This is a genomic window from Gemmobacter megaterium (genome assembly GCF_900156815.1).
Lineage (GTDB): Bacteria > Pseudomonadota > Alphaproteobacteria > Rhodobacterales > Rhodobacteraceae > Wagnerdoeblera > Wagnerdoeblera megaterium.
This window is the reverse complement of the sequence record NZ_FTOT01000008.1, coordinates 62,288-75,986: the sequence shown is the minus strand read 5'-3', so window position 1 is coordinate 75,986 and position 13,699 is coordinate 62,288. Positions and strand designations below refer to the sequence as shown.

The following is a 13,699-nucleotide window of genomic DNA, read 5'->3' as shown; positions in this document are numbered from 1 at the left end:
ATGAAGATCACGTTCGAAGGGTTCGCCGGTGAAATCCCGAAGCTGAATCCTGCCTATCTGCCCCCGCAGAACGCCGCCGCCGTCAGCAATGCCAAGCTGACCAATGGCGATCTTGCCCCCATGCGGGGGAACGCGCAGGCGACCGTGCTGGGGGCCGTCGCACAGCGCATCCATTTGCACGGATCGACATGGCTGGGCTGGAACCATGATGCCGATGCTGCTGCCGGTCCCGTGGCTCAGGATCGCCTTTACATCACCCGTGGCGCAGCAGGTGCCCCGCAGATGCTCTACAGCGGGGTCTACTATGGCCTGGCCCTGCCTGCGCCCAACGAAACACCCGGTGTCACTGCCCCGGCAATCGCTGAGCGAGAGACCCTGGCCACGGACGGGGCCGCTCGCAGTTTCACCCATGACGGGGAGAAATGGGTCTCAGCCGCCGCGACAATTCCGGTCACGCTGCACGCATCCGGTGCCGATCTGGTGGCAGGAACCGTCAACATCGCCAACCCGAAATCCGCAAACAAGCGCCTCGTGGCCTGCCTGCCCGCTGCGCCCACTGGCGGCGATTGCGTCGGGGTTGTGAACGAGGGCACCGGGATCGTCAGAGTCCACCGCAATGGCAGGGCCATCGTCGGCAGGGCCGGTGACATTTCCCTTGATGGGGCTGGCCAGCGTCTGGCGTTGCTGTTCAACGGCACGGCATGGATTGCAATACTGATCGCGCCGCCAGGAACAATCCTGACGCCGCCGACCAGCGAAGACTCGACCTATGCCCACGCCGCCGCTGCTGGCCAGAATATCAGCGTGAACGGAGCCCGGGGTGTCGCTGTCAGCCTGCCGGCAACTTCTGGATTGCCAGCCGGATCGACGGTCTCCGTGGAGCGCAAGGGCGCTGCTGCCGTCACTGTGAACGCTCCCGGCGCCAGCTTCTTCGGTGGGGGTGCATCATTCACGATTTCCGCTCAGGGCGACCGGCACGCCTTCATCTGGACCGGCACGAACTGGCGTGTCCTGAAGATCGGTGGCGCCTTCGACGATAGCTACCTTTCCACCGCAGCCGATGCCGCGCTGGAAACGATGAAGGTGCGACGGTTCCTGACCACCTCCGCTCCCGAAACCATCATCTTCTCCATGCCGCCCTCCGGCAGCGTGGGCGATACGATCGATGTAGGCGTGCTGGGCGACCGCCGGGCTGTGATCCTCCCGATGGGAACGCAGATCAACGGGGCCGCGCTGCCAGCGACGATCTATCCGGGGGGTGCCTGCACGCGGTTCACCTACTCGGGGAGCGAATGGATCACGACCGCCTCGACATACCGGGCAGTCACGCGCGACACATCGGCAACTTCGGGCGAGACGATCATCGCAGTCACGTCCGACCAGGCAGTAGCCATTTCCTTGCCATCGGCGGCCAATGATCCGGTGAGGATCAAACGTATCGGCGCCATGGAGGTCGAGGTATTCGGCATGGCAGGCGATCTGACCACCGAAACGGTCCTCTATGCCTATACCTATGTCACATCGCTGGGCGAGGAATCGCAGCCCTCGCTGGCAAGCGCCCCAATCGACGCCCACGACAATCAGATTGTGACCGTCACCATGTCGGCGGCAGCACCTGCGGGCCGCCTGATCACCCACAAGCGCGTCTACAGGTCCGTTACCAGCGCAGCGGGCGCCACCGAGTTCTTTTTCGTGGACGAGGTACCAGCCGCCACGACGATCTATACGCACGATCCAACCGTCAAGCCCCCGCAGGAGGTGATGCCAAGCACGGATTTTGACCCGCCGCCGGCCGATCTGGCCGGTATCATCGCAATGCCCAACGGGATCATGGCCGCATTCAGCGGGCGCAAGGTCTGCTTTTCGGAACCCTATCAACCCCATGCCTGGCCCGAGAAGTATGTCTTGACCGTCTCAGATCAGATCGTCGGACTTGCCGCCTTCGGCACATCACTTGCCATTCTGACAACCGCCACGCCCTACGTCGCCCAAGGTCTCCACCCTGACTCCATGGCACTCACCCGCATGGAGGTGTCCCTTCCGTGCCTGTCCAAGGCAGGCATCGTCGATCTGGGCCATTTCGCGGTCTATCCATCCACGGAGGGCCTCGTCCAGATCAGCCAGAGCGGGGCATCAGTGGTATCGCAAGCCCTCTGGGATGTTGATCAATGGCGCCAGATAGCGCCGGCCACCATCCACGCCGCCGCCTCGCGCGGGCGCTATGCGATGTCATATCAGCCCATCGGCAGTGCAAATCGCCAGCTTGCCTATGTCGATGTATCAGGCCAGCAGCCCTACCTGGTGCCAGCGGCACCTGTCGGCCTGACATCGCTGATCCACCACCGCGAGACCGGGCGATTGTTCGCGTTGCAAGCTGATCGCCTCACTGTGGTCAGCGTCGATGATCCATCGGAACAGATCGGCACCTATCTCTGGCGGTCCAAGCCCATGCGCCTCCCTGGCCCGGTGAACTTCGGCTGTATCATGGTTGATGCAAAACCCTTGGCCGGCGCCGTGCCAGCACTGGATTTCAAGGTATGGGCCGATGGCAACCTGATCCGCGAGACATCCGGCGCATCAGCCTTTGGCCGCATCGAGCGGCTTCCCCCCGTATTGGCAACCGAGTGGCAGGTCGAGGTCGCAGGCAATGTATCGACCACTCGTATCGTGCTGGCCGGAGTGCCCGATGAGGTGTGGCAATGAGGGATGATCCGATCCTCAAATCCAAGGTGGAAACCCTTCTGGGGGAACGTGGCAAGCAGCCCGACCATGCCGTCAGGTTCCGCGACCTCAAGAAACTGACAGCCGATCTGCAATCCATGGCAGACCTGACCGCCAGAAAGGCGGCGGCAGCGATTGGCGCCGCCAGTGCCGGTGGCAGTAGCACCAGTGCAGAAGGGCTGGCCCAGCAGGTGGCCGATCTACGGGCCGCCGCTGATGCGGCAGCGGCGCAGGCACGGCGCGCGGCTTACATATCCCAGCAGATCAGGGAAGAACTGGACGCCCTGACCGAGGGATTCACCTCCAACCTGTCGCAGTTGATCGACCGCGTGCAGGCCGAATCCGCCGAGAGCCTGGGCTATGTCCGCGCCCAGATCGACAAAGACCTCAATACCCTGCGCGCTGACGTTGACCTGATTGACGAGGAAGTCACAGTTGGCCTGGAACAGGCCGCCGAGGCAATCCAGCAGACCGCGCAGGCACTGAACGATCTGGAACAGGTCGTGGGCAATATGGCCGCCGAGGTCGCAAGCGACATTGCCGACCTTTCCACCGAAATCGACATCGACCGGCTGCGCATCTGGCGATCCGAGGATGCCGTTGACGCAATCTATGACCGGCTGGCCGGATTGCAGGCCCTCCAGTTCGCCACCGAAAAGCGCATCACCGACGCAGGCATCTGGGTAGACCCCGCAAATGGCCGGGTTCGGATCGCTGGTATAGACACCATCGAGGATCGGGTTTCGCAGGCCCAGATCAACCTGGACGCAGTGCAGGCCGAAATCTCCCTCAAGGCTTCGGTCGCCTATGTGAACACCGCAATCAGCAATGCGGTGCTGGACCCGACCCAGATTCCGATCATCGAAGATCTCGATCTGCGCATCACGACCGCCGAAATTGGCCTGAGCGGTGCCCTCGCCGCCATCGAACTCAAGGCTGACAGCCTCACCGTGTCGGATATGACGGTGCGGCTGACCCAGGCAGAAATCGACATTGACGGGCTGGAAGCGGAAATAGCCCTGCGCGTCACAAATTCCGAGTTCCAGGGGGTCGAGTCCCGCCTTGACGCGGCAGAGATTACCCTGTCCGCCTTGGATGGCCCGTCCATCATCCAGACTGTCCAGTCCGCACGCAGCACCCTTGCCGGTGTCGAGGCCGGCGATCTTTCCAACCTCCATGCACTGTTGCAGGCCCACATGGAGGGCGAGGCCGCGCGGGAAGACCTTGCTTTGGCGCAGACCCAGATCCGCGCTTATGTGGATGATGGCCTGCTGGCCGAAGCCAGTGCGCGAACCACGCTGGCCGCGACCCTCAATGGCTCCGTAGCCACCTTGCAGCAGGAAATGACCCTGCGCATTGATGAAAACGCATCCATCGCCGCCCAGATCACCTCTCTGGGAACGACGATGGGCGACTTCAACGCAAACCTCGCGCAGAACTATTACACCAAGGCCGCCGCCGACACTGCGATCAGCGCGGCAACCCTTGCGCTCAAATCCTCAATGGAGGCGCCAGAGGGTTCTATCGGTGGCCTGACAGCGACCTTGACGAGCGACTATTACACCAAAACCCAGGCCGATATGGCGATGTCCGCCGCCACTATGGCGCTGGAAAGCGGCCTGACGGCACCCGAGGGCGCGATTGGCGGTCTCGCCGCAAACCTTGCGGAAAACTACTATACCCGCACACAGACCGAGGAATTGACGGCGGAAGCCGCCTATGAGCGAAGCCTGATCGCCACCGGCCCGATCTATCGGGGCATGGCAGCCGATGACATGACACGACTCATGCTGGCGCTGTCAGAGTTCGTGGGCGAGCAAAACGCGGCGACGGAACTTGCCACCGCTGTCCAGCAGACGCGGGCATTCGTTCAAGAAGGGGTGGAGGCCACCTCCACCAACCTGCAACTGCTATCGGCGCGTTTGAGCGGGGCCGAGACCGCAATCAGGACCGAGGAGGTTGCAAGAGCCACCGCCGATACTGCGATGGCCGCCCAGATGACGAGCCTGCTGGCAGATGTCGACGATGTTTCGGCCAACCTCTCAGTGAACTATTACACCAAGTCCGGCGCGGATGCCGCTATCGCCGCCGCAACCATGGCGCTGGAAAGCAGCTTGACGGCACCAGAGGGGGCGATTGGCAGCCTGACGGCAACCTTGTCCGCAGACTACTATACCAAGACTGCCGCGGACCTCGCCATTTCGGCGGCCACCATGGCACTGGAAAGCAGTCTGACCGGACCAGAAGGCGCCATCGGCGGCCTCGCCGCCACTCTGAGCAGCGATTATTATACAAAGACCGATGCAGATGCGGCCATTTCGGCTGCGTCCACCACCTTGAAATCCACCATGGAAGGTGCAGGCGGATCGGTGAAGCAGGCGCAGGACGCGGCGCAGGCGGCCTCGGACCTCGCAGGCGGCAAGGGCAAGGTGTTCTTCCAGTCCGCAGCCCCTGCCGCATCGGAACGGTTGGCACAGAACCTGTGGATCGACACCACGGGCGGGGCGAACACCCCCAAGCGATGGAACGGCAGCGCGTGGGCAGCGGTAACGGACAAGGTGGCGACGGATGCGGCAGCAGCGGCAGCAGCGGCGAATACAGCGGTGGGAAATGTCACCGCCGATCTGGAGCAGAACTATTACACCAAGACCGCTGCGAACGAGGCCATAGCGGCGTCGCAGTTGGAACTGCGATCCGTACTGACCGCGACCGCGCCGAAAAGCGACTTCCTGGCCGGAGCGGCTGACTGGACCAGCAGCGCCAGCGCCGCCCCGGATGTTGCAGCCGCGCTGGATCCGGCATGGTCAGTTGCTGATGGAAAAGCCTCCGTCGCAATCGGCGCGGCCAATACACCGGCGCTGCGGACCCGAGGCGTCCTGCCCGTGCGGGAAGGCGAGACGATCCGCATCACCGTCAGGGTGCGCGCAATCGGCGGCAGCGGGGGCAACAACGGTCTTCGCATCCAGTGGACCTGGATTCCTGCCGGTTCGTGGACCGCGCTTTCCTCTCAATCCAACGACCTCTCCGTTGCTCCCGGCGCTGCATGGAGCGTCCACACCATCGACCGCGCGGCGCCGGCTGGTGCCGGATATGTGCGGCCGGGCCTCCTGTTTCGTGGTGCGCAGTATGCGGGGGCGCCTGTTGCTGAAGTCGATATCATCAGTGTGGCAAGCGTCGGCGCTGCCGCGGAAGTCGCGGCGACATTGACCAGCGACTATTACACCAAGGTCGATACGGACGGCGCCATCGCAGCCAAGGTGGATGAACTCAATTCCGCCCTTCGCAACCCGAATGGGCAGATCAAGGCTGGCATTCTGACGAACTACTACACCACAGCGGCCACGGATGAGGCCATTTCCACCAGGATCGAGACCTTCGAGGCGGAATACTTCACCCCGGAAACCGGGCAGGTGAAAGCCGCGGCCCTTTCGGCCTACATGACATCGGCCAGCACGAATGATGCTATTTCGGCCTCCGCAAACGCGCTCACGGCCTCGATCGACAACGTGGCCGACACGATTCAGGGCTTCCAACGCACCCTCGACACGCTGGCGACATTGACCGCCGGTGAAGCCGTCACCCTTTCCCTTGGTGGGTCGGCACTTGGGCAGGTCGGCACGATCATCGTTGCGGAAGGAAGTGCCCCTCGCGTTCTGACAGGCTACACGAATGGCGCTTATGTGCAGATCCCCATGGCGCGCGCCGTGCTGTTCGCCGGGCAACGCATCAAGGTCGGCGTCCTGGCGAAGCGACCATCGAGCAATCCCGCGACCCGCTTTGGCGTCTGCTATTCCACCAATGACAACGGGAACTCCGGGTATGTGGCGTCTAACCAGAACCTGACGACTGCCTGGGCATGGCATGTCTTCCACCTGACAATCCCGCCTTCCATCAGCGGTGGGCCGGGGTATCTCGGGATCTTCGGAGACCACGACAAGGCTGGCCGGGCTGTTCAGATTGCCCGAGTGTTCATCGAGATTGCATCGGTCGCAGGGGAACTGCCGGAAATCAGCAGCCTGTCCGGGCAGATCTCCGATGTTCGTGGTCTCGACATGTCAAAGCTGAACGGGACCGCGCTTGGCGTCCTGCTGACGCAGCTTGATGTGGACGCGGGGGGAAGCTCTGCGAAGATCACCAGCCAAGGCACCGCGATTGCCACCCTGCAAGACGGGGCGTCAGCCGGATATCTGATCAAGGCGCAGGCGGGAGGTGCCGTTTCGCTTCTCGATCTGATCGCAGCGGATGGCTCCAACGGCACAGCTTCGGTGGCCAAGCTGAAGGCAGACGACATCCTTCTGGATGGGTCCGTTGCCGCGAAGCAGTTGGTCATCACCGATTTTGATGGCAGCAGCATACCGAACGGGCGATTCCTCTATGGTGATCTCCGAGGATGGGAAGCGGTGCCGGCGACATTCTCCGTCGCGGCGCGCGAGGGGGCGAACGATCCGGCAGGCCAGTCGGCCCCGACTGCGCATTTCCTTCGGATCGGCAGCACGGGCTCCACCCGGACCGCCACCATGGCGACGGGCGTCGCGGCGCGCGAGGGCGACAGGTTCCATGCGCGGTTCAGCTATGCAATGCAGGGAGCCACACCAAGATCCGCCACCCTGCGCTTGCTGTTCAGTTGGTTCGGCCCGGACGGGGAGGCGCTTGGGCAAAACGTGATTGGTGTCGCCAACGCCTCGGCCACCTCTTGGGCGACCTTCGCGGAGGACATATCCGTCCCGGCAAATGCGGCCACGGTGGACATCGGGCTGCGCCGTGGCGGCGGAGGCAGCGGAAACGCATTTGTCACCAATATCGAGGTGGTTCGGCAGCGGGATGGTCGCACCTTTCTGACGCCAAACAGCATCACCACCAACCTGATCGACACCATCGACTTCAACGCCTCGGGCCTTGCCGTCTTTGGCGGAGAGTTGCGATCCGCCAATTACTCTGCCGGTCGATACGGCGATGGATGGAGGATCGACAGTTCCGGCAACGCTGAATTCGGCACACTGGCGCTGCGTGAGGGCGCTGTCAGCAATACCACCGCCAGTTTTGCACCGGACGATGTGCAGATCGTGGATGACTTCACCACGCTCATCTCCGTCACCACCGAGACGGACGGCAAACCTGTATCCACACTTCTGACAATGGGCATCAATGATGGGGCGTGCGACATTGAAGTGGTCAGGAACGGGATCGTCCAGCGAACCTTTCGCGCGTCATCGAATATCTGGCAGCTGACAACCGGCGCGACGGGGTACGTCACCGGCGGCAACAACGTGAACGTGGATGTCTACACGCAATACATGTACGAGGAGCAGATCGTGACATTCGGGCTCATCGTTCAGGCCGGCGCGGCGTCGATGATGACGATAGAGGTGCGGGCGAAGCGCGTTGCACCATATAGTCCGAGGGTCAAAAACGTGTTCATGCAGACGACAGAAATGAAGCGCTAGGCTGATCGCTACCTTTGGTAGGAAAACTGGTCTAGACTCGCAGCATTCCCGGCATAGCCGAACCTGAAACCGCCCGCCCCGCCAGTTTTGGCCGGGCGCGCATAGTCATGTCCGCAGGAGACAGAAGTGTCGAATTGGTATCGCACAGGAACGATTGCCGTGACCAACGGCAACACAACCGTCACCGGCACTGGAACGGCATGGATCGCCAACGCGGCTGTGTCCGATGCAATCCATCTACCCGATGGCCGCGTCTACGAAATTGTCGGGATCTCCAGCAATACTACCCTGACTCTGGACAAGGGGTATCTGGGCTCCAATGCCTCGGGGCAAACCTATGCGATCCAGCCGACGCGCGGTGTGGTCAGGGAAACCTATGACCTGTTGAACCAGGTTCGGGCGAACCTGTCTGGATATATGGCCGGCGCCTTGGCAGGGAAGTTTCCGGCAGGGACGAACGCACTGCCGGGTGTCAGCTTCGCTGGTGATGTAGACACCGGCCTGAACAACCCCGCCTCAAATCAACTCGGCTTTGTTGCCGGGGGCACGCGCAGGGCGCTGCTGAGCAACGCCGCATTCCAGGTCGATGTGCCGCTGACGGGCGCCGCCGTGACCCAATCTTCAACCGATGCCACAGCGGGGCGCGTCACCAAGGTTGGAGATTTCGGCTGGGGGTCGCTTGACAGCGCCCCGGTGAACATCGGTTCGTGGATACGCACAGATGCGCCAAGCGGGGTCTATGTCTTTGGACCAGGGACGGCGGATCAGACCGACATGCCTCCGGGCTTTGTCAGCGGTAACTACGGCAGCGTCGTGGTCGAGCGATTCAGCCCGACGTTCTTCACCCTGCGCGTTATGCGGGCGGCTATGGCCAACTCGGACGAGACTTGGATGCGCCGTTACGGGAATGGCGTCTGGAGCAGCTGGCACCAGGTGCGCAACACGGCAAACACCACTGTCGATGTCAACGGCTTTGTGAAATCAGCCTCGCCCATTGCGCGCGTCGGCGGCGGGGCCGACGCAGGCCAGGGCTTTGCGGCAGCGGGCGATGGCGCGGTCAACTCGGACGCCAGCGGTGTTGCCATCACCCGCAGCGAAACCGGAGTCTACCAGATCACCGGCAGCCTCGGCCTCGCGCAATCCGGCTGGCAGATCGAGGTGCCCCGTGATCACAACGGGAACCGGCTGTGCCATGTAACCACCGGCTGGGCGGATGGTGTGCTGACCATCACCGTCGCGGAGCCTGTCTGGGACAATGGCCTCTGGATCGCAGGCAATCCGATAGACGTGCCCGGCGGACGTTGGGTCGATGTCAGGCTGCATGAAGCAGAGGTGGCCTGATGCACTTTTCTCGCATGGATCAGACCCGGCTTCTTGAGACCGCCCTCCACCTCACCCACTCGACTGGCTGGCGCGCGGATGTGGTCGCATGGGGCATCTATGACGCGCCTGACGGCGATCTGCTCGGTGTTGCGGTGTTCCAGAACATGGACGTGAACGGTGCTGAGTTCCATTTCGGCCTCGCGCCCGGTCGTCGGCTGACACGCGGCATCATCGAAAGCCTGATCGCCATGGCAACGCATCCGCGAGGGATGAACCTGCCGCGACTGTTCGCTCATATCGCCGCGGACAACCGGGCTGCGCAAGCCGCTGCCCTGAAATGTGGTGCCAGCTTTGAATACCGCATCCGGGGTGGATTGAGGGGTGGCAGGGATGCTATCGTGATGGTGCTGGAACGAGGGGATGCGCTCCAGCGCACTGCCGATGATGCAACCGATCCCGCTGTGCGCGGGGTGTGAGGTAAGCCATGGGTGGAAGTGCGCCAGCTCAAGATCCGAATATGGGTATCGCGGCCAAGATGTCGGCTGAAACGGGCCGCGAAATGCTGGCCTGGATGCAGCAACAGGCCACGACCACCAATCGTTGGGCCGATGAGGACCGGACGCGCCAGCAGCGTGTCTTTGTTCCATTGCAAGATCAGTACATTGCGGAAGCCCAGACTTGGGACAGCCCGGCCCGACAGCAACAGGCCGCGCGGGAATCGGTGGCCGATGTCCAGCTTGCATCGTCGCAAGCGCAGGACCAGCAGCGCCGAGCCGCGATGGCCATGGGTGTGTCCCCGGATTCTGGCCGGTTCGCAGAAGCTTCGCGCACGCAGGGCAATGCGGTTGCGCTGGCATCGGCCGGCGCCGCCAATACCGCGCGCCGCAATGTCATGCAGGAGGCGGAAGCAAAGCGCGCCAATGCCATCAACATGGGGTCCGGGCTCGCCGTGAACCCGGCAACCTCGATGGGGCTGTCGAACGGCGCCTCACAGGCCGGGTTCTCCGGCGCCATGAGTGGGTATGGGCAGCAGGCCAATATCTTGAATCAGGACCATCAGAACCGAATGCAGGCATGGCAGGCCAATCAGCAGGGCATCGGCGGTGTTCTCGGCGCGCTGGGGACATTGGCGGGCGCATTCATCCCATCGTCGAAGGAAATCAAGCACGACAAGCAGGCATTCGACTCGCTCGGGGCGATCCGCAAGATGCCGGTGGAGAAATGGACCTATAACGAGGGTGCCGGAGACGGTGGAACCCATGTGGGCCCCTATGCCGAAGACTTCGCCGCTGCCACTGGCAAGGGCGATGGCACGGCCATTGACCCGATCACGATGATGGGCGTGACGATGGGCGCGGTTCGACAGCTTGATGCCAAGGTGGAGAAGCTGACCCAGACTCTTGGGGCCAAGCGCCGCCCGTCCGAGGCGAGGGCCGCAGCGTGAGCCTCGCAGGTCTCGGTGCCTTTGCCGAAGGATTTGCAAGCGCGCGGATAAAGCGAAAGGATCGGGCCGAACGGCTGGCCGACGCCGAACGCCAAGACCGGCTTATCACCGCCCTTGGCGCACGTCCCGACACCGAACTGCTCAGCGGCGGCGGCGGTATGGGCAACATGATGGGCAGTGCTGGCGCCGATACCCTTGGCGCCGCGCCGCGCACGCCAGTCAATGGCGATGGAACACTGCTTGGCCTGATCGACCAGACTGAAGGTGGCGGCAGCTTCTCCACCCTGTTTGGGCATTCGCAGAATGGCGGGCGATTCCATGGAATCGACGTGTCGAGGATGACACTGGCGCAGCTTGGAGATTTCGCGGACCCGAACGGCGAATATGGCCAATGGGTGAAAGGCAAGGTCGGGCGTGTTGCCACCCCCATGGGCCGGTATCAGATCGTCGGCACCACCCTGCGCAATGCGGCGACTGAGATGGGTCTGTCTGGCGATACCGTATTCAGCCCACAGACACAGACGGCAATCGCAGAGCATCTGGCCCGCAAGCGCTTGTCATCAGCCCGGAGCCCGGCTGCGAAACGCATTGCCATGCGCGCGGAATGGGAAGGGTTCAAACATGTGCCGGATTCGCACCTGGATCAGGCAATCGCACAGTTCGAGGCCGGCGGCGGATCGTTCGGCCCGCGGGCGCTAGGCGCAATCGGAGGCCAGCCGCAATGAGCACATATGGATTTTCGGCGTTTGTCGATGGGTTCTTCAAGGGCCGTGAGTACCGTGATGGCCGCGAGGATCGGAAGCACCAGATCGAGCGTCAAAAGCGCATGGATCAGATCCTCGAAAGCCGGGAAGGACGTGCTGCCGAGGCCCACGGCCTGGACATGCAAGGGCGCCGTGTGCGTCTCGATGCCGACAAGCTGACGCTGGACTCAGCGCGGCGACAGGCCGCCAATGAGGAAGAGTATCGCCGTATCATGCAGGAAGGCATGGCGGAGCCAGAGGCGCCCGCGTCCCTCGGTGCCCGCCCACCTGCGGCGAAATCCGGCACCCCGGAGGCCGGGGCTGCGGTCGCTGGCGTGGCTTCAAATCTCCCTATGGTTGGCGCACCGACGCGCGCGGCTGATGCGTTTGTTCGTGCCGTGCCCTTGGAAAGCCTTGGGGCGAAAAAGCAGACACAGGCTGGCGGTGCGGATGCCGACACGCTTGCCGGAGGTGCAGGTTCCGATGTGATGGGCGGGCAGATTGGCGCCGGTACCCTGCCTCCGGTACCGCCTTCGCAAACCGGACATGACCCCGTTTCTGGCCTGCCGCGCCTTCAGGACGGAACATTGGTCGCACCTGCGCCTTCCGCCGCAATCGCCGATGAGCTCCATCAGCAAGGCCCGGTCGGCGCCCGCTTCATTCCGCCGGATCGCCAGATTGATCCAGGCGTTCAGCCGATGCCGGAACAGAGGCCAAGCCTTGGTGCCCGTGTTAAGGCGGCCTTGAAGCCGGGCGCTGATGCCTGGGCCAAGGCCATGCAGCCGAACTATGATCATCAGTTCGGGCAAGATGGCGGGATGATGGGTGATGCTGCGGAGCTTGTCACTCGAGCGCCGCGTGTGGCTGGGGCTGTCGTCGGTGGCGTAAACGAGGCCGTGGACAAGGGGGTGATCGAGCCCATGCTGGGTGGCGCCGCCAATGCGGTAAATCGTGCAATCAACCCCTTGGTGCGCTACGCGACCGGAAAAGAAGTCCCGTTGGTCAAGGATGCTCCGTTCGGGCCGGGCAGTGTGATTGATCAGTTGGCCGGATCCTCGCCCCCTGCACCAGATGCACCCCTGGGTGCACGACCCGCGCCACCGGCCAGCCTACCCAATGACACGGCGACACCGGGCGCGCGCCTTGGTCCGACCGTCGAAGCAGCCAGGCAGAAGGAAGTTGCACAAGCGGCTCAGGCTGTAGGGCCAGCCGCCGCAATCGCAGTCGAGGAGGCGCAAAAGGCAGGCGGCGCCCCTCTCGGCGCGTCCGACCGCAAGCCGTTGTCGTCCCAGCAGCGAGACCGCGCGGCAACCTCTGCAATGGATCGGTACACAACCACTGTCGTACCCAAGCTGATCGAGGCGATGGTCAGGAACGGCGACATCGACCGCGCGGTGAAGTTTCAGGAGTTCATGCAGACCGCCGAGACCAAGCGCGCGATGAAGGATTATGTCCATATGGTCGTCGCCGCAGGCGAGCAGGACATGGAGACCTTTGGCAGACACTTCATCGCGGCCTACAATCGGCTGGGCTACTACAACGATGGAACGACCATCGTGCCTGAGCAATCGCGGTTTACCATGGATGAGGCCGGGGCAGTGAATGGCGCGGTCATCACCTTCCGCAACGAGGCTACGGGCGATACCTACGAACGTGTCTATGACGATCCGAACCAGCTATACATGGTTGGCTTGTCTGCCGCCGATCCCCTCAATGCCTTCACCGAGACGGCAGCCAGGATCAAATCCGCCAACGAGGCCGCGCTTGGAGCGAAAAAGGCAGCGCGTGATGATGCGAAGGCGGCTGAGAAGGATCGCGAAAAGCGCATCTTCGATGTGGCGAAGATGATTTTCGAGCAGGCAGGCAAGAATGTCCTTCCCGGACAGCAGTCCCCGATCACCTTCGATATTGCACTCGAAGAAGCCCGCCGCGCCTTCCCGAGCGCCGGGCAATCCGCAGCATCGGACCCACCCCCCTTGCTTCGAAAGAACTGACGCGCTTGTCGGCGGGGGCCATCATACGGT

8 protein-coding genes are annotated in these 13,699 nt (G+C 62.9%); 7 read left to right on the top strand and 1 reads right to left on the bottom strand.

Annotated elements, in window-relative coordinates:
- Entirely contained in the window at nt 1-2,703 is a 2,703-nt protein-coding gene (locus tag BW970_RS16610; protein WP_076533540.1) for a hypothetical protein, read from the top strand.
- Between the two features lie 218 nt (nt 2,704-2,921).
- Here BW970_RS16610 and BW970_RS20600 read toward each other — a convergent pair whose 3' ends face one another.
- Entirely contained in the window at nt 2,922-3,899 is a 978-nt protein-coding gene (locus BW970_RS20600; protein ID WP_144038990.1) for a hypothetical protein, read from the bottom strand.
- Between the two features lie 51 nt (nt 3,900-3,950).
- On the opposite strand from BW970_RS20600, the gene BW970_RS16605 reads away from it, so the two are divergent.
- The 6 genes from BW970_RS16605 to BW970_RS16580 all read left to right on the top strand — a co-directional run bounded on the left by BW970_RS16605 (nt 3,951) and on the right by BW970_RS16580 (nt 13,669).
- Nucleotides 3,951-8,165, top strand: coding sequence for a hypothetical protein (locus tag BW970_RS16605; protein ID WP_144038989.1), 4,215 nt, complete (start codon nt 3,951-3,953; stop codon nt 8,163-8,165).
- Nucleotides 8,166-8,291: 126 nt separating this feature from the next.
- Entirely contained in the window at nt 8,292-9,506 is a 1,215-nt protein-coding gene (locus tag BW970_RS16600) for a phage tail fiber protein (RefSeq protein WP_076533536.1), read from the top strand.
- Complete coding sequence (locus BW970_RS16595) at nt 9,506-9,964, top strand: GNAT family N-acetyltransferase (protein ID WP_083701337.1); 459 nt, start codon at nt 9,506-9,508, stop codon at nt 9,962-9,964. Before BW970_RS16600 ends, BW970_RS16595 begins: the two co-directional genes overlap by 1 nt.
- A gap of 41 nt (nt 9,965-10,005) precedes the next feature.
- Nucleotides 10,006-10,932: a tail fiber domain-containing protein gene (locus tag BW970_RS16590; RefSeq protein WP_076533532.1), complete on the top strand. Its 927-nt coding sequence runs from the start codon at nt 10,006-10,008 to the stop codon at nt 10,930-10,932.
- Complete coding sequence (locus BW970_RS16585; protein ID WP_076533531.1) at nt 10,929-11,657, top strand: hypothetical protein; 729 nt, start codon at nt 10,929-10,931, stop codon at nt 11,655-11,657. The genes BW970_RS16590 and BW970_RS16585 overlap by 4 nt, the downstream gene beginning before the upstream one ends.
- 605 nt (nt 11,658-12,262) lie before the next feature.
- A complete protein-coding gene (locus BW970_RS16580; protein WP_144038988.1) occupies nt 12,263-13,669 on the top strand; it encodes a hypothetical protein in 1,407 nt (468 codons plus the stop codon).
- Nucleotides 13,670-13,699 lie beyond the last annotated feature (30 nt).